The organism is Croceicoccus sediminis (genome assembly GCF_007570835.1).
Classification (GTDB): domain Bacteria; phylum Pseudomonadota; class Alphaproteobacteria; order Sphingomonadales; family Sphingomonadaceae; genus Croceicoccus; species Croceicoccus sediminis.
On record NZ_SUNC01000004.1, the window covers coordinates 321,854 to 343,179 of the forward strand.

General features: G+C 63.9%; 23 protein-coding genes. 9 read left to right on the top strand and 14 right to left on the bottom strand.

Annotated elements, in window-relative coordinates; translation table 11 throughout:
- Window positions 1–6: 6 nt before the first annotated feature.
- The 8 genes from FAX90_RS14660 to coxB all read right to left on the bottom strand — a co-directional run bounded on the left by FAX90_RS14660 (window position 7) and on the right by coxB (window position 6,530).
- Complete coding sequence (locus FAX90_RS14660; RefSeq protein WP_338080293.1) at window positions 7–594, bottom strand: SURF1 family protein; 588 nt, start codon at window positions 592–594, stop codon at window positions 7–9.
- Window positions 591–1,031 carry a DUF983 domain-containing protein gene (locus FAX90_RS14665; protein ID WP_144098162.1) on the bottom strand — a complete coding sequence of 147 codons (441 nt, stop codon included), beginning with the start codon at window positions 1,029–1,031 and terminating at the stop codon, window positions 591–593. Before FAX90_RS14665 ends, FAX90_RS14660 begins: the two co-directional genes overlap by 4 nt.
- Window positions 1,031–1,858 (bottom strand): cytochrome c oxidase subunit 3, encoded by an 828-nt coding sequence (locus FAX90_RS14670; protein WP_144098163.1) that lies wholly within the window; start codon window positions 1,856–1,858, stop codon window positions 1,031–1,033. Before FAX90_RS14670 ends, FAX90_RS14665 begins: the two co-directional genes overlap by 1 nt.
- A gap of 136 nt (window positions 1,859–1,994) precedes the next feature.
- A complete protein-coding gene (locus FAX90_RS14675; protein ID WP_276612383.1) occupies window positions 1,995–2,573 on the bottom strand; it encodes a cytochrome c oxidase assembly protein in 579 nt (192 codons plus the stop codon).
- Window positions 2,570–2,740: a hypothetical protein gene (locus FAX90_RS16660; protein ID WP_170235002.1), complete on the bottom strand. Its 171-nt coding sequence runs from the start codon at window positions 2,738–2,740 to the stop codon at window positions 2,570–2,572. The genes FAX90_RS14675 and FAX90_RS16660 overlap by 4 nt, the downstream gene beginning before the upstream one ends.
- Entirely contained in the window at window positions 2,737–3,657 is a 921-nt protein-coding gene (locus FAX90_RS14680; RefSeq protein ID WP_144098164.1) for a heme o synthase, read from the bottom strand. The genes FAX90_RS16660 and FAX90_RS14680 overlap by 4 nt, the downstream gene beginning before the upstream one ends.
- A 139-nt stretch (window positions 3,658–3,796) precedes the next feature.
- The gene (ctaD, locus tag FAX90_RS14685) at window positions 3,797–5,494 is read right to left on the bottom strand and encodes a cytochrome c oxidase subunit I (protein WP_144098165.1); all 1,698 of its coding nucleotides are present in this window, start codon (window positions 5,492–5,494) and stop codon (window positions 3,797–3,799) included.
- Between the two features lie 25 nt (window positions 5,495–5,519).
- Entirely contained in the window at window positions 5,520–6,530 is a 1,011-nt protein-coding gene (gene coxB / locus FAX90_RS14690; RefSeq protein ID WP_144098166.1) for a cytochrome c oxidase subunit II, read from the bottom strand.
- A gap of 270 nt (window positions 6,531–6,800) precedes the next feature.
- Here coxB and pyrE point away from each other — a divergent pair, with 270 nt between their 5' ends.
- The 7 genes from pyrE (at window position 6,801) to ruvX (ending at window position 12,442) form a co-directional block, all read left to right on the top strand.
- A complete protein-coding gene (gene pyrE, locus FAX90_RS14695) occupies window positions 6,801–7,385 on the top strand; it encodes an orotate phosphoribosyltransferase (protein ID WP_144098167.1) in 585 nt (194 codons plus the stop codon).
- Between the two features lie 14 nt (window positions 7,386–7,399).
- Complete coding sequence (locus tag FAX90_RS14700; protein ID WP_240704930.1) at window positions 7,400–8,140, top strand: pyridoxine 5'-phosphate synthase; 741 nt, start codon at window positions 7,400–7,402, stop codon at window positions 8,138–8,140.
- A 240-nt stretch (window positions 8,141–8,380) separates the two neighbouring features.
- On the top strand, window positions 8,381–8,794 hold the full coding sequence (gene acpS, locus FAX90_RS14705) for a holo-ACP synthase (protein ID WP_144098169.1): 414 nt from the start codon (window positions 8,381–8,383) through the stop codon (window positions 8,792–8,794).
- 3 nt (window positions 8,795–8,797) lie between these two features.
- Window positions 8,798–9,730 (top strand): signal peptidase I, encoded by a 933-nt coding sequence (lepB, locus tag FAX90_RS14710; protein ID WP_144098170.1) that lies wholly within the window; start codon window positions 8,798–8,800, stop codon window positions 9,728–9,730.
- Entirely contained in the window at window positions 9,637–10,815 is a 1,179-nt protein-coding gene (locus FAX90_RS14715) for an AI-2E family transporter (RefSeq protein ID WP_240704931.1), read from the top strand. Before lepB ends, FAX90_RS14715 begins: the two co-directional genes overlap by 94 nt.
- A complete protein-coding gene (locus tag FAX90_RS14720) occupies window positions 10,815–11,972 on the top strand; it encodes a DUF3089 domain-containing protein (protein ID WP_144098171.1) in 1,158 nt (385 codons plus the stop codon). Before FAX90_RS14715 ends, FAX90_RS14720 begins: the two co-directional genes overlap by 1 nt.
- Window positions 11,969–12,442, top strand: a complete 474-nt coding sequence (ruvX, locus tag FAX90_RS14725) for a Holliday junction resolvase RuvX (RefSeq protein WP_144098172.1) — start codon at window positions 11,969–11,971, stop codon at window positions 12,440–12,442. Before FAX90_RS14720 ends, ruvX begins: the two co-directional genes overlap by 4 nt.
- Window positions 12,443–12,692: 250 nt before the next feature.
- Here ruvX and FAX90_RS14730 read toward each other — a convergent pair whose 3' ends face one another.
- The 4 genes from FAX90_RS14730 to argH are packed head-to-tail and all read right to left on the bottom strand — an operon-like array spanning window position 12,693 to window position 16,359.
- Window positions 12,693–13,457, bottom strand: a complete 765-nt coding sequence (locus FAX90_RS14730; RefSeq protein ID WP_144098173.1) for a precorrin-2 dehydrogenase/sirohydrochlorin ferrochelatase family protein — start codon at window positions 13,455–13,457, stop codon at window positions 12,693–12,695.
- 10 nt (window positions 13,458–13,467) lie between these two features.
- A complete protein-coding gene (gene lysA / locus FAX90_RS14735) occupies window positions 13,468–14,727 on the bottom strand; it encodes a diaminopimelate decarboxylase (protein WP_144098174.1) in 1,260 nt (419 codons plus the stop codon).
- 1 nt (window position 14,728) lies between these two features.
- Complete coding sequence (locus tag FAX90_RS14740) at window positions 14,729–14,980, bottom strand: hypothetical protein (RefSeq protein WP_144098175.1); 252 nt, start codon at window positions 14,978–14,980, stop codon at window positions 14,729–14,731.
- Window positions 14,977–16,359, bottom strand: a complete 1,383-nt coding sequence (gene argH / locus FAX90_RS14745; RefSeq protein WP_240704939.1) for an argininosuccinate lyase — start codon at window positions 16,357–16,359, stop codon at window positions 14,977–14,979. Before argH ends, FAX90_RS14740 begins: the two co-directional genes overlap by 4 nt.
- A 37-nt stretch (window positions 16,360–16,396) precedes the next feature.
- On the opposite strand from argH, the gene FAX90_RS14750 reads away from it, so the two are divergent.
- Window positions 16,397–17,014, top strand: coding sequence for a TlpA family protein disulfide reductase (locus tag FAX90_RS14750; protein WP_240704932.1), 618 nt, complete (start codon window positions 16,397–16,399; stop codon window positions 17,012–17,014).
- Window positions 17,015–17,020: 6 nt separating this feature from the next.
- Here the strand turns inward: FAX90_RS14750 and FAX90_RS14755 are convergent, their stop codons facing one another.
- Window positions 17,021–17,659: a LuxR C-terminal-related transcriptional regulator gene (locus FAX90_RS14755; protein ID WP_144098177.1), complete on the bottom strand. Its 639-nt coding sequence runs from the start codon at window positions 17,657–17,659 to the stop codon at window positions 17,021–17,023.
- Window positions 17,660–17,716: 57 nt separating this feature from the next.
- A complete protein-coding gene (gene acs, locus FAX90_RS14760; protein ID WP_144098178.1) occupies window positions 17,717–19,669 on the bottom strand; it encodes an acetate--CoA ligase in 1,953 nt (650 codons plus the stop codon).
- 189 nt (window positions 19,670–19,858) lie between these two features.
- Between acs and FAX90_RS14765 the strand changes: the two genes are divergently transcribed.
- Window positions 19,859–21,265, top strand: a complete 1,407-nt coding sequence (locus FAX90_RS14765) for a DcaP family trimeric outer membrane transporter (protein ID WP_144098179.1) — start codon at window positions 19,859–19,861, stop codon at window positions 21,263–21,265.
- Window positions 21,266–21,326: the final 61 nt, after the last annotated feature.

Genomic DNA, 21,326 nt, shown 5'->3' on the forward strand with positions numbered 1-21,326 from the left:
GCGCGCCTAGCCCTGCTCGCCCTTGCGCGCAAGACGCCGTTTGAGCGCGAGGGCGTAGATAACGAGCGCGGTAATCGCAAAGAAGAACCACTGGAAGGCATAAGCCAGGTGATTATTCGGGATTTCCGACGGGTCAGGCCGGGCCAGCGGCTCCAGCTCGGCCTGCGGTTCACCGGCGACCAGTCGGACGGTTTCGCCAAGCGGCGCGATCGTCCCGGCAACGGTGCCGCCGGACCAGCTGGGGCCATTGGGATTGCGGCTCCATCCAATGTCGATCTCGGCCTCTCCGCCATCGACGGCGCAGCGCGCTGTCATGGCCCAGCCCGGTTCGCCATCGGCATTGCGCCCGCTCATCGCGCTTTGCGACAGGACTTCGCGGCAATCGAGCGAGGACTGGCGATAGAGCCAGCGGTGCGGATCGGAATCGCTCAGCGGGAAAGCCACAGGATCCGGATCGACGAGCGCGCTGTCGTAGCGGACGAGCAGAGCCTCTTTCTCGGCCCTGCGATCAAGCTGCCAGAAACCGAGTGCGATCATCGTCGCAACGGCAGCGACGACGATTACGGTTGCTACGATGGGGAGCTTGCGGATCACGCGTCCTGGTCGTCTTGTGCGCGGGTGCCGTCGGTTTCGAGGCTGCCGGCCTCACGCGCGCTGCGCTTGTACTCGGTGATCAGCAACATGCCCTTGGCGATGCGCAGACCGTAAAGCACCATGCCGATGGTCAGCGGCACCCACAGGATCACGTGGACCCAGAACGGCGGGTGGACCGACTGGTCCAACACGATGGCCAGCACCGCCAGGATGGCACCGATGGCCAGCGTCAGAAACGCGGCCGGGCCGTCACCGACGTTAAACCGCGAAAAGTCGAGCCCGCAGGTGGTGCAGCGGTCGGCGAAGCTCACCACGCTCTTGAACAATGTGCGAGAGCCGCAGCGCGGGCATTCGCCCATCGCCGCGGCTTTCACGAGGTTGGCGGAAGCGGGAAGCGCGACCTCGCGATCGTCCCCGCCGTCCTTATCGCCGGTCATCAGGCGCTATGGTACGGTGCGTCCCCGCCGCCCCAGATGTAGATCGCGACGAAGAGGAACAGCCACACGACGTCGACGAAGTGCCAGTACCAGGCCGCGGCTTCGAAACCGAAGTGCTGCTTGGGCGTGAAGTGGCCCTTGTAGGCGCGAACGAGGCACACGATCAGCATGATCGTGCCGACGATGACGTGGAAGCCGTGGAAGCCGGTCGCCATGTAGAAGGCCGAGCCGTAAGTGTTCTCACCGAACGGGAACGGCGCGTGCATGTATTCGAAAGCCTGGAGCGCCGAGAACAGCACGCCTAGAATGACGGTGGCCCAAAGGCCCTTCTTCAGGCCGTCACGGTCGCCGTGGATCAGCGAGTGGTGCGCCCAGGTCACGGTAGTGCCCGAGCACAGCAGGATCATGGTGTTGAGCAGCGGCAGGTCCCACGGGTTCATGACCGCTTCGATCGCCTTGGGCGGCCACTGGCCGTCGACAACCTCGCTCAGCGCCGAGGGGAACAGCGAGAAGTCGAAGAACGCCCAGAACCAGCCGACAAAGAACATCACTTCCGAAGCGATGAACAGGATCATGCCGTAACGCTGGTGCAGCTGAACGACCGGGGTGTGGTCGCCTGCGTGGGCTTCCTTGATGATGTTGCCGAACCAGCTGAACATCGAGATGATGACGCCGAGGAACCCGGCGATCAGCAGGTACGTGCCGAAAGCATAGTCGTGCATGAACAGGGCAAGACCCGAGGTCATCACGAAAGCACTGACGGACGTGATGAGCGGCCAGGGATCTGCCGGCAGAATGTGGTAATCGTGGTTCTTCGCGCCGGCCATTATACGGTCCCCTGAGTTTCCAGCCTTTGAGCACTGCGGATCCAAAAACGGTTCCGCCCATTCGGTTTGACGGGGCCTTTAACCCCGCCTGCGCGCCCGGTCCAGAGCCTTTGCACGCCTTTTCGCCGGTTAGCGGTCAGCTATCCGCGCTTTCATAGAAGGTATAGCTGAGCGTGACCGCCCCGACATCCTTCGTATCCGGGTCGTTGAGGTATTCCGGATCGATGTAGAAAAGCACCGGCATCCGCATTTCCTGCCCGGGTTTCAGCGTCTGCTGGGTAAAGCAGAAACACTGGATCTTGTTGAAATAGACCCCCGCCTGAGTCGGTGTGACGTTGAACGTCGCGGTGCCGGTGATCGGTTTGTCGGAATCGTTACGCGCAACGAACGTCGCCATGTCGCGCTGTCCGATCGTCACTTTCTGCTTGGGACGTTCGGGGCGGAACTCCCACGGAAGACCGGGATCGGTGTTGGCATCGAATCGCACGGTGATCGTCTGACCGGTCGCGGCCTGAACCGTCGCAGCCTGCGCCTCGTCAACCCGCTGCGTCGTACCGCCAAGGCCGGTGACCTGGCAGAACATCCGGTAAAGCGGCACCGAGGCATAGCCCAGCCCCAGCATCGCGACCGCGATGCCCAGCGCGAACATGCCGACGCGAAGATTGCTCCTCTGCGCGTTGGTTTCGTCCGGTCCGGTCGCTGAAACCGTGCTCACCGTGCCGCCTCCTGCTCCGCCTGGAACGCCGCGATGTCGTCTGCATCGGGGAAACGCACGATGGTGAGCGCGAAGAACAGCACCACGAGGCCGAGAAGGACGAGGCCCAGTGCCCTGTTCCTGCTCTTGCGGCGCGCTTCGAGTTGCTTCTGATCTTCGGGGGTCATGCGATCAGTCCTGCGTTGTGAAGGAGCCTGTCGGCGACAAGCGCACCAAACAGGGCGAAAAGGTAGAGGATGGAAAAGGCAAAGAGGCGCTTTTCGGGCTTCATCGCGTCTTCCTCTGCGCTGGCGCGCAGGCCAACTGGTAACGAGAAGCCGACGAAGGCCGCCGACAGAACCGCGGCGCTAACCGCATAGACCGTCCCGGCCGACCCCAGATACCACGGCGCAAGCGCGAAAGGCGTGAGCAGAATCGCGTAGATCAGGATCTGACGGCGAGTCGATTTCTCGCCCGCCACCACCGGCATCATGGGGATGCCGACTTTCGCATAATCGGTCTTCACGAAGAGCGCGAGCGCCCAGAAATGCGGCGGCGTCCACATGAAGATGATCGCGAACAGCACGATCGGCATCAGGGTCACGTCGCCCGTCACCGCGACCCACCCGATCAGCGGCGGAAAGGCCCCCGCCCCGCCGCCGACGACGATGTTCTGCGGCGTGCGCGGCTTCAGCCAGATCGTGTAGACGACCGCGTAATAGACGATCGACACCGCCAGCAGCGCGGCGGTCAACCAGCCTGCAGCCAAGCCCATGACCATCACCGATCCTGCCGAGAGCGCGATGCCGAAATCGCGGGCATCGGTTCGCGCCATGCGGCCGGCGGGAATGGGCCGCTTTGCCGTGCGCTTCATCTGCGCGTCGATCTCGGATTCGTACCACTGGTTGAGTGCGGCCGCGCCGCCTGCGCCCACGGCGATGCACAGGATGACGATGGACCCGATCACGGGATGGATGCTGCCCGGCGCCGCCAGCAGGCCGCAAAGGCCGGTGAAGACGACAAGCGTCATCACGCGCGGCTTGGTCAGCGCGAGGAAGTCCCGCCAGTCGCTGGGTATCAGTACGGAATGATCGGCTGTGATCATCGGTGCCCTATGAACCATGTGGTCCGGTGTGAAAAGCCCGTCCTTGGGCGGAGGCCCTGCATCGAACGAGAGCCCCCTAAAACAGAACGCCCCGGGATCGGATCCCGGGGCGCCCTGGTGATTGCGGTGTCCCGGTGCCTCAGTGGGCGCCGGCCTTGTCGTCGATGACCGGCAGGGTCTCGAACTGGTGGAACGGCGGCGGGCTGGACAGCGTCCATTCCAGCGTCGTGGCACCTTCGCCCCAGTAGTTGGGCGCAGCCTTCTTGCCCGCGATCAGCGAATAGAAGACGTTGATGAAGAAGATCACGATCGAGACGGCCATGATCTCATAGCCCTTGGTCGCAACCCAGTTCCACAGCTCGTAAGCGGTGGCGTAGTCGGGGTAACGCCGCGGCATACCCTGCATGCCCAGGAAGTGCATCGGGAAGAACAGCGTGTTCACGCCCACGAAGAAGACGATGAACTGCAGCTTCGAGAGGAACTCGGAGTGCATCTTGCCGAACATCTTCGGGAACCAGTACCACCAGCCCGCGAAGAGAGCGGTGACCGCACCCAGCGACAGGACGTAGTGGAAGTGCGCGACGACGTAGTAGGTGTCGTGCAGGTTGTCGTCGATGCCGCCGTTGGCCAGGACAACGCCCGTGACGCCGCCGACGGTGAACAGGAAGATGAAGCCAAGGGCCCACCACATGGGTGACTTGAATTCGAGGCTGCCGCCCCACATCGTCGCGATCCACGAGAAGATCTTGATGCCGGTGGGCACCGCGATGACCATCGTGGCGGCGGTGAAGTACATCTTCTCGTTAACCGACAGGCCGACGGTGTACATGTGGTGCGCCCACACGATGAAGCCGACGACGCCGATCGCGACCATGGCGTAGGCCATGCCGAGGTAGCCGAAGACCGGCTTGCGGCTGAAGGTCGAGATGATCTGCGAGATGATGCCGAAGCCGGGCAGGATCATGATGTAGACTTCGGGGTGACCGAAGAACCAGAACAGGTGCTGGTACAGGATCGGATCGCCGCCACCGGCCGGATCGAAGAACGTCGTCCCGAAGTTACGATCGGTCAGCAGCATGGTGATGGCTGCGGCCAGGACCGGAAGGGCCAGCAGCAGCAGGAAGGCGGTAACCAGCACCGACCACACGAACAGCGGCATCTTGTGCAGGGTCATGCCCGGCGCACGCATGTTGAAGATGGTGGTGATGAAGTTTATCGCGCCCATGATCGAGCTGGCACCGGCAAGGTGCAGCGCGAAGATGGCGAAGTCCACCGAAGGCCCGGGCGAACCCGAAGTCGAGAGCGGAGCATAGACCGTCCAGCCGGTGCCCGCGCCGTTGCCCGTGCCGCCCGGCACGAAGGCCGAGATCATGAGCGAACAGAACGCGACGAAAGTCAGCCAGAACGAAATATTGTTCATGCGCGGGAAGGCCATGTCCGGCGCGCCGATCATGATCGGGACGAACCAGTTGCCGAAACCGCCGATGACGGCCGGCATGACCATGAAGAAGACCATGATCAGGCCGTGAGCCGAGATCAGGACGTTCCACAGGTGGAGCGTTTCATCGAAATTGGCCCCGTCACCGCCGAGGAACGTGGTCCACCAGCCAAGGTACTGGATACCCGGCGCGGCGAGTTCGGCACGCATGATGCCGGAAATCGCACCACCAATGACACCCGCGAAAATCGCGAAGATCAGGTAGAGGGTGCCGATGTCCTTGTGGTTGGTGGACATGAACCAGCGCTGGAAGAACGGCGGCTTGTGATCTGCGTGACTGTGCAGGTCGTGCGCGTCCTCGTGTGCCGGCAGCGTTTCGGGGGTTGCTGTGGTAGCCATGATCTTACCCTATCCGGAAATCTGGTCAGGCCGCCGTGACATTGGCGGCTTCGGGCTCTTCGCCCTCGGTGGTGACTTCGGCCTCGGCGTCGACTTCTGCGTCGCCGTCTTCCTGCGATGCCGCGACAGTCGGCTGGCTGCCGGGCAGTTCACCACCCTGTTCAAGGACCCATGCCTCGAACTGTTCTTTGGGCAGAGCCTCGACGGCGATCGGCATGTAGCCGTGACGCACGCCGCACAGTTCCGAACACTGACCGTAATAGACGCCCGGTTCCTTGATGAAGAGAGCCTTCTCGTTGAGACGGCCCGGCACTGCGTCCAGCTTGAACCAGAGCGAGGGAACCGCGAACGAGTGAATCACGTCCATGCCGATGGTCTGGATGCGGATCGGGACACCGGCGGGAACGACCATGCGGTTGTCGACGGCCAGGTGTGCCGGCTCACCGCGGGCGATCGCCTCTTCCTCGTCCAGCATGTTCGAGATGACTTCGAAACCGCCGTTGTCGGGATATTCGTAGCCCCAGTACCACTGATAGCCGTTCACCTTGACGGTCAGCGCGTCTTCGGGCGGCGATTCGTACTGCTTTGCCAGCAGGTCGATCGAGGGGACGGCAATGCCGAGAAGGATCAGAACCGGAACGCCGGTCCAGATCACTTCGATCAGCGTGTTGTGGCTGGTCTTCGACGCCGTCGGGTTCTTGCCGCGACGATAGCGCACCATGACCCACAACAGCAGGAGAAGAACGAACAGCGAGATCACCGTGATCAACGGGAACAGAATCGCGTCGTGGATCCACGAACCGTAGTCACCGATCGGCGAATACTGGTCCTGGAACCAGATGCCGCCGTCGACCGGCATGCCCTTGCCCGGCGTCGGAGCCATCGGGACGTAACCGCCCGCAGCTTCGGCCGCGGCCTGGGTCGCTTCGGCAACGGGTGCCTCTGTGGTCGCTACTGCGGCGAGAGCCGCCTGCGGCAGGAGGGCGAGCGTCGTCGCGGCCCCTGCAATATACTGAACTGTGCGGCGGATTCCCATCACCAGTCTGTCGCCTTCCTGCGTCGTTCCAACTGTATTCCAGCCCCCTTCGCCTGTGTCGTATCCCGCCCGGACGCGATACGAAACACCCCTTGAAGGTCCGCTTGCGAGGGGGCCTATACGCGCGCTTGCGGCCTGTCTCAAGCACCTCTAGGGGATATTTTTGCACTGCGGCGCGGCAGGCAGTCCATCGCACCAATGGCCCAGACCGTCGCAGCAGCGTTATCATCGTACTGAATTCTGGCCCATCGGCCTCCGCGAAAGAGAAGCATGACCGACGAAGAAGTCCTCTCCGAATTCCGCGCAGCAGGCGCTCTGCTCGAAGGGCATTTCCTGCTCTCGTCGGGCCGGCACAGCGCGCATTACCTTCAATGCGCACGCGTTTTGATGAGCCCGGACCGCGCCGGAAGGCTGGCCGTGGCCCTTGCCGCGAAGCTGCCGCGCGAATTGCGCGGAAAGATCGACAAGGTCGTCTCGCCGGCAATGGGCGGCCTCATCATCGGTCATGAGATGGGCCGTGCGCTGAACGTGGATGCGATTTTCGTCGAACGCCCCACCGGAACGTTCGAGCTGCGCCGCGGCTTTTCCATCGAACCTGGCGAAAAGGTGCTGATGGTCGAAGACGTCGTGACGACCGGCCTTTCCAGCCGCGAGGCGATCAAGGCGATCGAGGACGAAGGCGGAAAGGTCGTCGCGCTGGCCTGTCTTGTCGACCGCACCGGCGGCGAGATCGAGTTCGACGTCCCGTTCGAACCGCTCGTCTCGCTCACTTTCCCGACTTACGCCGAGGACGAGCTGCCCGAGGACCTGGCCGCCCTGCCCGCGGTCAAGCCCGGAAGCCGCAAGGCCGCATAAGGATCGACGCAGTGGTGAACGAACGCCTCAGGCTGGGTGTCAACATCGATCACGTCGCCACGATCCGCAACGCGCGCGGCGGCGATCATCCCGATCCCGTGCGCGCGGCGGAAATCGTTGCGGCCGTTGGCGGGGACGGCATCACCGCGCACTTGCGCGAGGATCGCCGCCATATCCGCGACGGCGACCTGGCCCGTATCCAGGCGGCGACCGGCCTTCCGCTGAACCTGGAAATGGCGGCGACGGACGAGATGCTGGAAATCGCGCTCGCCCATTCGCCGAACGCGGCGTGTATCGTGCCCGAAAAGCGCGAGGAACGCACGACCGAGGGCGGGCTGGACGCAGCGGGGCAGCACAACCGTCTGGCCCCTGTCTGTTCGCGGCTGACCGATGCCGGCATCCGCGTCTCGCTGTTCATCGAGGCCGAGGAACGCCAGATCGAGGCCGCGTTGAAGCTGGGCGCCGATATCGTCGAGTTCCACACCGGCGAATATGCCCATGCCCAGATCGACGGCGACAGCGAACGCACCGCGCGCGAGTTGAAGCGCATTGCCGACATGGCAGCCCTTGCCGCCAAGAACGGCATCGAACCGCACGCAGGCCACGGCCTCACCTATGACAATGTCACGCCCATCGCGGCGATCCCGCAACTGGCGGAACTCAATATCGGTCACTACCTCATCGGCGAGGCCGTTTTCGTCGGCCTGGAGAATGCTGTGCGCCGGATGCGTAACCTGATGGACGAGGCGAGGTGAGGTGAGTTTGTTCGCCCCTCAAGCGCCGGGCGCGGGCCATCCGGCCCGCTTGGCTTCTTCGCATAAGCTCGGGCGCGCGTTCGCGCTTGCGGGTTTCGCTTCGCGCCCCGGAAAAGCGCTGATCGGGGCGCGCAGCGACTCCCGCAAGGCCGAATGGCCGCCGCGCCTTATTGGCGCGAAGCCAAGGGGCGCGGATGCGCCCCGCCCGGCGCCTGAGGGCCCCAACAAACAGGTAACGCCATGATCATCGGCATGGGCTCGGACCTCTGCAATATCGAGCGAATCCAGAACTCTCTGGACCGTTTCGGCGAGCGATTCGAACTTCGCGTCTTTACCGAGGTGGAACGCGGCAAGGCCGCGCGCCGTCCCCACACCCGCGCGGGCACTTATGCCAAGCGGTTCGCGGCAAAAGAGGCGTTTTCCAAGGCGGTCGGCACCGGGTTCAAGCGCGGTGTCTTCATGAAGGACATCGGCGTCGTGAACGCCCCGTCGGGCGCGCCGACGCTGGCTCTCGAAGGGGGCGCAGCGGCGCGGCTGGCCGAACTCACCCCGCATGGCCACGAAGTCCACGTTCACCTGACGCTGACCGACGATCACCCATGGGCACAGGCCTTCGTGGTGATCGAGGCACGGCCTTTTACGCAGGCAGACTGATCCATGCCGCTGTTCGGTAAAAGCGAGGCGGTGCGCAAATCGCCGCAAACCCTGTCGAAGGAGCCGGAAGGTCATTCCTGGTTTCAGGAGATCGTCGGCCTGCTTGTCATGCTGCTGGCCGTGATCGCGTTTCACAGCCTGGTGGCCAAGCCGTTCTACATCCCGTCGATCTCGATGATGCCGAACCTTCTGGTCGGCGACCGCCTGATCGTATCCAAATATCCTTATGGCTATTCCTGGGTGTCGGCCAGTTTCCACGTCCTGCCGCGCAGCGACTGGCGCGTGCTTCCCGGAACGCCGGAATATGGCGATATCGTGATCGTCGTCCCGCCCTATGCCACCGAAGACTGGATCAAGCGCGTCGTCGCCCTGCCCGGAGACCGGATCGCGGTCGAAAAGGGACGCATCATCCTGAACGGCGTCGCCGTCCCGCAGGAAGTCGAACCGCCGGTCGACCTGCCCGTGGACGTCAATGCGCCGTGCGAGCCTTATACTTTCCCCTATCTTCGCAAGCGGCTGCCTTCGGGCAAGGAAGTATGCGAACTGCCGCTGCTGCGCGAAACGCTGCCCAACGGGGCAAGCTACGTCGTTATAGACCACCTGGAGAATCAGCCGCTGGACGACATGGCGGAAATCGTCGTTCCAGAAGGTCACGTCTTCCTGATGGGCGACAACCGCGATCACAGCGCGGACAGCCGCGAGATGGGCCTGAACAAGGGCCTGAACGGCCCGGTTCCGCTGGCCGACATCGGCGGGCGGGCCGAATTCATCACCTTTTCGCTCGACGGAACAGAGAGTTGGAACCCCCTGACATGGTGGGGAGCCTTGCGCGAAGGCCGCGCATGGCGCAGTCTGCGCCCCGAAATACGGGAGCGCGGCACCTCGATCGCTTCCTCGCCCGCACGCGGCGACAGTGGGGAGCATGGGAAGACCTGATGGACGTCGACGATCCGCACCCGCAGTCGCACAGCCCGACCACAATTTCCGACCCCCAGCTACGGTTCGAGGCGCGCAAGGCGCTGGTCTGGTCGCTCGTCGTCGTGCTTGTCGGTACGGCGATCTACATGGCGCAGGCGCTGCTGGTGGTTTTCGGCGGGCTGGTCTTTGCCGCGATCATCGATGGCGGTGCGCGGCTTCTGGGTAAAGTGATCCCGCTCAACCGCGGTGCGCGCATAGCGGTCGTGCTGATTCTGGGCGCGCTCTTTGCCGCGTGGGTGGCCTTCTTCGCGGGAACCCAGCTTGCCGATCAGGCCGCGCAGTTCCCCTCCATCATCGAACAACAGGGCGTTCGCGTCATAAACTGGTTCGAAGCACAGGGCTTTGCCATCAACGCCGATTCGATGTCCGGCATCGCGCAGCAGGCACTGGGCGGGGTCGGTCAGCTGACCCGTGTGGTCGGCGGCCTGATCGGCGGGGTTACCACGCTGTTCCTGATCCTGATCCTTGGCATCTACATCGTGCTGGAACCACGCCTCTACGAACGCGGCGTCGCTTGGATGCTGCCCGACAACAGCCGGGAAAGCTTTCTCGAAATGGCGGGCAAGATGGCCCACGCCCTACGCCGCCTGATGTTCGGGCGGCTTGTGGGCATGGTCTTCGAAGGCGTCCTGACCTGGGCCGCGCTGGGGCTATATGGCGTACCGCTCGCCGCGCTCCTCGGCCTGTTGACCGGCCTGCTTGCGTTCATCCCGAACATCGGCGCGGTCATTTCCGGCCTGCTGATGGTGCTGGTCGGTTTTTCGGGCGGGACGGACATGGCGCTCTACTGCCTTGGCGTCTATCTCGTGGTGCAGACCTTCGACGGCTATGTCGTCATTCCGATGATCGCGAAGAAGACCGTCGATCTCGCCCCCGCCCTCGTCCTTGCGATGCAGCTTATCCTGGGCATCCTTTTCGGGATCATCGGCCTTGCTCTGGCCGATCCGCTGGTCGCCATGTTCAAGGTCATGCTCGAACACCGTAGCGAACGTGCCGGACACGGCACGCCCGATGGCTTCCCCGACGCGGAGACACCCGCCTGATGGTTCGCAAGTTTCTCTATTTCATCGCCTTTTGCATCGTCCTGGTCATCATTGCCGGTTTCGTGCTGACGATCTGGTCGAAGGAGCTGACCGAACTGGCCTTTACGCCCAAGGGCGATTTCGTGGCGCAGGACCCGTTGACCGGGAACGCCTACGCCGATCCGGACATGTGGATCAGCCGTCCGGGCAACAGTTCGTCCGATCCCGCCCGCTGGCGGCCCGCCGGCGTGGCGAATGCCGGGACGCCGGCCCGTTCAGCGGTGTTCTTCGTCCACCCCACCAGCTATCTCGAACGCGATGCATGGAACGCGCCGCTGGACGACCAGGCGGCCAATTCGGGTGCGGAACTGTTCGTGCGCGGGCTGGCCAGTCCGTTCAACCGATCGGTCGAGATTTGGGCCCCGCGCTATCGCCAGGCCGCGGTCGGTGCCTTCCTGGTATCGGGCGAAAACACGTCCAAGGCCTTCGACCTTGCGTATAACGACATCGCACAGGCCTTCGACTATTTCGTGGCGACCACCGGCAAGGACACTCCCATCGTGCTGGCCGGACACAGCCAGGGCGCGCTGCACCTGAAACGGCTGCTGGCCGAAAAGGTCGCGGGCACGCCGCTTGCCGACAGGATCGTTGCCGCCTATATCGCCGGCTGGCCCGTTTCGATGGAGCGGGACCTGCCTGCCATGGGCCTTCCAGCTTGTGCCACCGACAGCCAGGCGGGCTGCGTGCTGAGTTGGCAGAGCTATGGCGAGCCGGCCGATCCCGAAGCGCTGTTCGATGCCTACGAACGCGGGCCGACGCTGGACGGAAAGCCGCTGGACAAGGCCGATACGCTTTGCACCAACCCGATCCTGGGGACGGTCGGCGGGAAGGCTCCGGCCAGTGCCAATCTGGGCACGCTGGTTCCCAATGGCAATTTTTCGAGCGGAATGCTTGTTCCCGGGGTCGTCCCGGCGCGGTGTTCGGAAGACAACCTGCTGCTGATCGGCACCCCGCCCGCGATGGGCAACGCGGTGCTGCCGGGTAACAATTACCACGTCTATGACATCCCGCTGTTCTGGATGAACATCCGCCGGGATTTCGCCAACCGGGAAGCCGGGTGGCTGAAAACGCACGGTAACGCCGCGCCCGCGACTACGGCGAGTGCCCCGGCGCAATGATCTTCGAAAACGCGCGCGGGTTTTCCGACCTCCTGCCGAACGGCGGTATCCTGATTGGGCTCGACCCCGGCACGAAGACGGTGGGTGTGGCGACATGCGATGCGGGATGGCGCTTTGCGACCGCGGGCAAGACCCTGCCGCGCGGCAAGTTCGGCCCGTTGAAAGAGGCGCTGACGAAACTGGTCACCGAACGCGGCGCTATGGGCTTCGTCATCGGCCTGCCGAAGAACATGGACGGCACCGAAGGACCGCGCGCACAGGCGACACGGGCATTGGCGCGAAACCTCGATGCCGCGTTCGATCTGCCGATACTGTTGTGGGATGAACGCCTGTCCACTGTCGGCGCCGAACGCGCGATGATCGAACAGGACATGAGCCGCGCCAAACGGGCCGAACGCATCGACTCTCACGCGGCAGCCATCATCCTGCAGGGCGCGCTCGACGCGCTGGTTCAGGACGGGCTGGGATAAAGGTGCGATCCCCCTGCCCGGCACTGCGGGCAGGGATCACGCGAGAAGGATTAGGCCTTGGCTTCGTCCTGGGCGGCGATCTGCTTGGTCGCCCAAACCGAAGCTGCAAAGCTGATGCCGACGCCTGCGGCTGCTATTGCTACGATCATGACTGGTCTCCTGGTTGGTCTCTTACTTGCAGGTAACGAGATATGTCAGGAACCTTGCAAAGCCGTTAACGCTGATGAGGGCCGAACCCCTGCACATCCGGTCAGGAAAGGCGCAGCACCACGACAAGGCCATCGTGCGCCGTGTCGGAGAGGTCCGTGCGCACCGCATCGGCGCGGGCGCGGACCAGAAGCGCATCGGGCACGGCGGGATCATGAGCGATGACATCGGCGCTGCCCAGAAGGCGCGCTTCGCGTAGGGTGAGGTCGTCGGGATCGGTGGAACGCAGCACCACTTCGTGCAGCCCGCCCGGCGCAGTGTCGGCATCCGATTTGAGCCAGTTTTCGACCGCATGGTCGTCCTGCACGGCCATGATGTCGAGCGTTCCGCCTTCATCCAGTGCAGCGTCCAGCGCGCGGCGGCGTTCGGCGGCGCCCGGCCAGCGCTCCTTCATCGCCGCCCGCGCATCGCGCAGCGCGAGGGCAAGCCTGCCCAGCCCTTGCGGCAGCAGCCGTTCGATTCGCAGGCGCAAGATCTTGGCAAGCCCGGCAGAGGCACCGCCTGTGCCCACCGCAATCAGCACCGGATCGCGGTCCACGATCGACGGCACGGTGAAATCGCATAGCGCGGGCTTGTCGGTGACGTTGACCAAAAGCCCCCGGCAGCGCAGCCGGATGGCCGCGGCCTCGGCATCGCGGTCGTCCTCTACCACGACGAAGCCCAGGACGGCGTGGTGTGCCTCCGGCTCTCCGACGCATTCCCCGCCCGCGCGTTCGATCAGGCGGCGTTTCGCGTCGGCCGCCTCCCCTTGCCCCAGCACGACGACCTTGCGGCCCGAAATGCGGAAGAAGAGTGGAAGGGACTGCATCGGCGCGGCCTTACTTCAGCCAGTCCGGGACCTGTTCGGCCGCAAGGATCGTGGCCGGCTCGATGCGGTTGGCGACGACGCTAAACCTGTCCCCATTCACCAGCACTTCGGGCACCAGCGGACGGGAATTGTATGTGTTCGCCATCGTCGCGCCATAGGCCCCCGCCGTACGGAAGGCGACCAGATCGCCGGTCGTCACCGCGTCCATCTCACGGTTCTTGGCAAAGGTATCCGAACTTTCGCAGATCGGGCCGACGACGTTCGCGGTCATCGTCTCGCCATTCGGACAGACGGCCACGCAATCGTGCCAGGCATCGTACATGGCCGGACGGGCGAGATCGTTCATCGCCGCGTCGACCACCACGAAGGGATTATTCGCGCCGCGCTTCACGCGCACGACCTTGCTGACCAGCACGCCCGAATTGCCGGTGATGACGCGGCCCGGTTCGAACATGACGGTGACGTCCCAATCCTTCACGACTTCGGCCACCATCGCGGCATAGTCGTCGGGACCGGGAAGCTGTTCGCCCACGCGGTAGGGCACGCCCAGACCGCCGCCCAGATCGACGTGCGTGATAGTGTGGCCCGCCGCGCGAAGGTCCGCCAGCAGCACGCCCATCTTGGTGAAAGCGGCACGGCTGGGGTCGAGGTTGGTGATCTGGCTGCCGATGTGAACCGCCAGACCCCGCAAGTTCATGCCCGGCAGCGCTGACAAGCGTGCGAAAATGTCCTTCGCGGCGAAATAGGGCACGCCAAACTTGTTGTCGGCCTTGCCGGTGCTGATCTTGTCGTGCGTCCCGGCATCGACGTCGGGATTGACGCGCAGAGCCGCAGTCGCGGTCAGGCCCTTTTCATGCGCGATGCGGGCAAGCTCGATGCCCTCTTCCTCGCTCTCAAGGTTGAACTGGCCGATGCCCGATTCCAGCGCCTCTGCCATTTCCTCGTCGGTCTTGCCGACACCGGAAAAGACGATGTCCGCGCCCGGAATGCCTGCAGCCAGCGCGCGGCGCGCCTCGCCGATCGAAACGACGTCCGCGCCGAAGCCTTCTTCCTTCAGCACGCGCAATACGGCGAGGTTCGGGTTCGATTTCACCGCAAAGGCGAAATGCGTGCTGGGCAGGATCGAAAGCGCCTCGCGAAACACGCGAGCATGGCGGCGCAGGGTCGCTTCGGAATAGACGTAGACGGGCGTGCCCACCGCTTCGGCAATTGTCGGCAGGGCCACGTCCTCGGCGTGGAGCACGCCGTTCTTTACCTGGAAATGGTCCACGTCAGCCCTCCGGCGGCAGGTCGAAGGGGTCCTGCTCCCGCTCTTCCGAACGGGTGCGCAGTTCCACGCTGCGTTCAGGCGCAGCCTGCGCGGGACGTTCCAGCAGGTCGTCGGCATCGGGCTGCGTATCGGCGCCATAGGGCGTCGGCGGCAGCGAAGCACCTTCGACGGGGCGCAAGTCGGTTTCGCGCGCGCACCCAGACAGGGCCAGCACTGCCAGCGCGCTGCCGATGATGGCGTTACGGATCGTCATGCGCCCTGCTCCATTCCCAGAACCTTGCGGGCCTCTGCCACGCGCTTTGCGACTTCGGACGGAGCGGTGCCGCCATGGCTGCACCGCGCGGCGACCGATGCCTCGACCGAAAGGGCATCATAGACCCGTTCGTCGATCCGCGCATCGATGGCTTTCAATTCGTCCATCGCAAGCTGGTCGAGTGCGACGCCCTTGCTTTCGGCAAGCTTGACCGCAGCGCCGGTGATGTGATGCGCCTCGCGGAACGGAATGTCCGCCTGTCGGACCAGCCAGTCGGCCAAATCGGTCGCGGTGGCATAGCCTAGTTCGGCGGCCTGACGCATCCGGTCCGTCTTGAACGTCGCGTCGGCGACCATGCCGGTCATCGCCGCGATCGACAGCGCCAGCAGCGATGCCGCCTCGAACACCGGCGGCTTGTCGTCCTGCATGTCCTTCGAATAGGCGAGCGGCAGCCCCTTCATCGTGACCATCAGGCTGGTCAGGCATCCGACGATCCGCCCCGCATGGCCGCGCACCAGTTCGGCCGCGTCGGGGTTCTTCTTCTGCGGCATGATCGAGCTGCCGGTAGACAGCGTATCGGGCATCCGCACGAAGCCGAAGGGCTGACTGGCCCAGATGATCATTTCTTCGGCCAGACGCGAAAGGTGCAGCGAACATTGCGCCGCGGCCTGCAGGTAATCCAGTGCGAAATCACGGTCCGACACGGCATCTAGGCTGTTGTCGGTCGGCTTGTCGAAGCCCAGCTCGCCTGCGGTGCTGTCACGGTCCAGCGGGAAACCTGTACCCGCCAGCGCCGCACTGCCCAGCGGGCATTCGTTCATGCGCGTGCGGGCATCGGCAAAGCGCGAACGGTCGCGGCGGAACATCTCGTAATAGGCCATGAGATGATGGCCCAGCGTCACCGGCTGCGCGGTCTGAAGGTGGGTAAATCCGGGCATGATGCTGTCGGCGTTCTCACCCGCCCGCGTTACCAGCGCCCGCTGCAAGGCCAGCAGCCCCGCATCCGCCTGATCCATCGCGTCGCGCACCCAGAGGCGGAAATCGGTCGCCACCTGGTCGTTGCGGCTGCGCGCGGTGTGCAAGCGCCCGGCCGCAGCGCCGATCAGCTGGGTCAAGCGATCCTCGGTCACCATGTGGATGTCTTCGAGGTCCCAGTTTTCGGGAACCCCGTTAGCTTCATATTCGGCAGCGACCTGATCGAGCCCGTCCGAAATCAGCTTCATGTCGTCTGCCGACACGATACCCTGCTTGCCCAGCATCGCGACATGGGCCTTGCTGGCGGCGATGTCCTGTCGCCACATGGCCTTGTCGAAGGGTATGGAGGCGTTTATCTCGCGCATGATCGCGGACGGTCCTTCGGCGAAACGTCCGCCCCACATCTGGTTCGCCTGACCGCCGCCTGCACCGGAGCCCGAATTGCCCGTCATCGAAATAAACCCGTCCTTCAAGTTTTTCGCCGGAATCGCGCTGGCCTGCACCGTACCGGCAATCGCCGCGTGCGATAGGCAAAGCGAGGCTCCGGAGCAACCTGAAGCATCAGCCAAAGCAGAAGCGAACGCGGCGCAAGGCGGCGAGAGCGAGTTCAACGGCACGCTCGACATTTCCACACGCGGTCAGGAAATGCCCGATCTTACCATTACGCTGCCCGACGGGACTTCGAAGAAAATAAGCGATTTCAAGGGTAAACCGTTGCTTGTGAACCTGTGGGCGACGTGGTGCGGACCGTGCGTGCTGGAAATGCCGATGCTGGACGAACTGGCCGGTCGCTATCCCGACAAGCTGAAAGTCATCGTCGTTTCGCAAGACATGGACGGGGCCGAAACGGTCGAGCCGTGGTTCGCGGAGAAAGATTTCGCCAATCTGGAGCCGTGGCTGGACCCGAACAACGACCTGGGTTTTTCCTACGCCACCGGGATGTTGCCCACGACCGTGCTTTACGATGCCGACGGCAAGGAAGTCTGGCGCATGATCGGCGGGCACGACTGGTCCGGCGCGCGGACCGAGGCGATGCTGGCGGACACGATCGGAGGCTGAGCCCCCTTATGCCCCTGCGGGCGGGACTGCCGCGTCGAGCTCCTTGGCGATCAGCACGGCCTGCGTGCGGTTCACGACGCCCAGGCGGCGGAAGATCGCGGTCATGTGCGCTTTCACCGTCGCTTCGGAAATGTCCATTTCGTGGGCGATCTGCTTGTTCAGCTTGCCTTCGGAAACCAGCGTCAAAATGCGGCGCTGCGCCGGGGTCAGGCGGGCCAGCTTTTCTAGGTTGCTGGCATCCTGCTCGGTCACCTCACCCTCTTCGGGAAACCAGTAGTCCCCTTCGGCCACGGCGGTCAGTGCCTCTCTCATCAAGGGTAGCGGCGCGCTTTTCGGGATGAAGGCGGCGGCACCCAGTTCGCGGGCGCCGCGCCTTACTTTCGCGTCCTCGCTGGCGGACACGATGACGATGGGAACGGCCGGAAAGTCCTGGCGGAAGGCCATCAACGTCTGCAGCCCGGCGCTGTCCGCCATGTGCAGGTCCAGCGTCAGCAGCTCGACATCGCCTCGGCCCACCTCGGCGCGGGCAGAGGCGGCGTCGGCCACCTCCACCACGTCGCGGCCCGGCCACGATTGTTCGACACATCCGCGCACCGCTGCACGCAGCAGCGGATGGTCATCGGCGATTACGATCCGCCCGGTCATTTCCTTCCCCCCCACGATCAGGCCCTCTCCCAAGGACTGTCGACAACGCCTAAAAACCTATCGGTTCAGGCGGCCTTCGATAAGCCCGTCGACCAGGCTCGGGTCGGCAAGCGTGGACGTGTCGCCCAGCGAACCGAAGTCGTTCTCCGCGATCTTGCGCAAGATGCGGCGCATGATCTTGCCCGAACGGGTCTTGGGCAGGCCCGGCGTGAACTGGATGTGGTCGGGCGATGCGATGGGTCCGATTTCGGTGCGGACCCAGTTGCGCAGCACCTTGGCCAGCTCATCGTCAGGTTCCACGCCCGCGTTCAAGGTGACATAGCAGTAGATGCCCTGCCCCTTGATATCGTGCGGGAAGCCGACGACCGCCGATTCGGCGACCAGTTCGTGCAGGACCAGCGCGCTTTCGACCTCTGCCGTGCCCATGCGGTGGCCGGACACGTTGATGACGTCGTCGACGCGGCCCGTGATCCAGTAATAGTCGTCCGCATCGCGGCGGCAGCCATCGCCGGTGAAATACTTGCCCTTGTAGGTGGCGAAGTAGGTCTGGATGAAGCGGTCGTGGTCGCCATAGACGGTGCGCGCCTGTCCGGGCCAGCTGCGCGTGATGCACAGGTTCCCCTCGGTCGCGCCGTCCAGCACGTTGCCGTCGTTGTCGACCAGCTGCGGGCAGATGCCGAAGAACGGCTTGCCCGCGCTGCCCGGCTTCATCGCATGTGCGCCGGGAAGCGTGGTGATCATGTGGCCACCCGTTTCCGTCTGCCACCAGGTGTCGACGATCGGGCACTCGCCGTGTCCGACCTGTTCGTAATACCAGCGCCATGCCTCGGGGTTGATGGGCTCGCCCACCGTGCCCAGCAGGCGCAGCGAGGACAGGTCATGCTTCTTCACGTGGGCATCGCCTTCGCGCATCAGGGCGCGAATCGCGGTGGGCGCAGTGTAGAAGATGTTGACCTTGTGCTTGTCGCAGACCGCCCAGAACCGGTCATGGTCGGGATAGTTGGGCACGCCTTCGAACATCAGCGCGGTGGCCCCTGCCTGAAGCGGGCCATAGACGATGTAGCTGTGACCCGTGACCCAGCCGATGTCCGCGGTGCACCAGTAGATTTCGCCGGGGCGGTAATCGAACGTGTAGCGGAAGGTCGTTTCGGTCCACACGGCATAACCGCCGATAGTATGGACGACGCCCTTCGGCTTGCCCGTCGAACCGGAGGTGTAGAGGATGAACAGCGGGTCTTCCGCGTTCATCGCCTCGGGCGCGCATTCGGTGTCCACGCCTTGCGAAAACTCATGATACCAGTGATCGCGGCCCTCGGTCATGTTCACGTCGCCGCCAGTGTGGCGCACGACCAGCACCGATTTGACGGCGACCTTCTTCAGCGCCTCGTCGACATTGCCCTTTAGCGGCACGCGCTTGGATCCGCGCAGACCTTCATCAGCGCAGATGACGTAGTCGGACTGGCAATCCTCGATGCGGCCGGCGATGGCGTCGGGCGAAAAGCCGCCGAAGACGACCGAGTGGACCGCGCCGATACGGGCACAGGCCAGCATGGCCACCGCGCCTTCGGGGATCATCGGCATGTAGATCGTGACGCGGTCGCCCTTCTTCACGCCCATCTTCTTCAGCGTGTTGGCCATCTTGATCACGTCGGCCAGCAGGTCGGCGTAAGTGATCTTGCGGTCGGGGGTGTCGGGGCTGTCGGGTTCGAAGATCAGCGCGACGGTATCGCCCTTGCCCGCCGCGACGTGGCGGTCCAGCGCATTGGCGCAGATGTTCAGCTTGCCATCGGTGAACCACTTGATGTCGACCGGATCGAACGACCAGTCGGCGACTTTCGTGGGCTTCTCGATCCAGTCGAGCCGCTCTGCCTGTTCCATCCAGAATCCGTCCGGATCATCGACCGATCGGGCATACATCTGGTTGTACTGTTCCAGCGTGCACGAAGTGCCTTCTTTTGCACTGGCGGGAACGGCGACGACGTCACCTTGGCGTTCGATTGTTTCCTGCATGCTACTCCCCCGAATTCGAGTGTTGTCCGATAATTTCGTTGCAACCGCGAAAAACACGCATTCCCTAGCGTCTCGCGGCCGTTCGCGCTTCTCGACCTTAGTCTTATAGACGTATTGCCGATAGAGCGACCCACCCAAAACTGCGACCTCTTGCGCCACATCCACGACAGATGGGGAGGGGAATTCCTGATGTACACGAATACGTCTGGCAAAGTGTTGCGTCGTTCCATTGCCGCGGGCCTCCTGGCCGCCACGGCACTGGCACCGGCCGCAGCCCATGCGCAAGCTTCGGTAGAGGACCGGCTCGACAAGCTGGAGGCCATGATCATGGCGCTCGAGGCGCGGATGGATGCGCAGCAGAACGCACCCGCCGATCCGCAGACTCAGGCTGCCGTCACAGAAATGCGCGCCGCCGTTGCTGAAACGCGCGCCGTGGCGGCAAGACAGGGCGAGCTTGAAACCCGCGTCGCGGCGGTCGAAACCTCGGACAAGTCCGGCTTCCACATCGGCGATACGCAAGTTACCATCGGCGGTTACGTCAAGATGGACGCGATCACCGCGCGCACCAGCGCGGGGCAACTGGGCGGCGACACGTTCCTGCGCGACTTCCTGATACCGAGCGTCGTGCCCGTGGGCGACGGCGCCGGTTCGGGGTGGGACACCGATTTCAACGCCCGCCAGAGCCGCGTGGCCATCAAGACCGCGACCCCGGTTGCGGGCAAGACGCTGGGCACGACGCTGGAAATGGACTTCATGGTCACCAGCGGCGGGGACGAGCGCATCACCAATTCCTACACCCCGCGCCTGCGCCATGCCTTCGTCACTTACGACGGATGGACCATCGGCCAGACCTGGGGCACGTTCTTCAACGTGGGCGCCCTGCCCGACACGCTGGACTTCATCGGCACCACGCCGGGCACGGTCTTCGTGCGTCAGCCGCTGGTCCGTTATACCACCAAAAGCGGGCTTTCCATCGCGGTCGAACAGCCCGAAACGACTGTCACCACCGCCACTGGCGGCCGCGTGACACCGGGTGACGATGCCCTGCCCGATGTCGTCCTGCGCTTCGACAAGAAAGCCGGGAAAAGTGCGTTCTCCATCGCCGCGATCGGGCGCCAGCTGAAAGTGTCGAACGACGACTTCGGCCTCGGCAGCGACAGCACGCTGGGTTACGGCGTATCAGTGTCGGGCAAGATCGGCATCGGCGAGAAGGACGACTTCCGCTTCATGGTGAACGCGGGCGAAGGGCTTGGCCGGTACATCGGGCTCAACATCGTCAACGATGCCGCGATCGATCCGGTCACCGGCGATCTCGATGCCATCGCGAGCTATTCCGGATTTGCCGCCTATCGCCACGTCTGGGGCGACAAACTGCGGTCCACTATCGCGGGCAGCTATTTCAAGGCGGACAACCCCGTCGCGCTGACATCCGCATCGCCGACCGACACGGTGTGGAACGCGCTGGCCAACGTTATCTATACGCCCGTTCCGAAACTCGATCTGGGCGTGGAATACATGTACGTCGAACGCGAAAACGAGGCCGGTCTCGACGGCAACCTTCAGAAAGTGCAGGTTTCCGCCAAATACAGCTTCTAGCGCACTGTGGGACAAGCAGCGAAAGGCTGCCTGTGCCAGAATGATGGGCCATGGGGCGTTC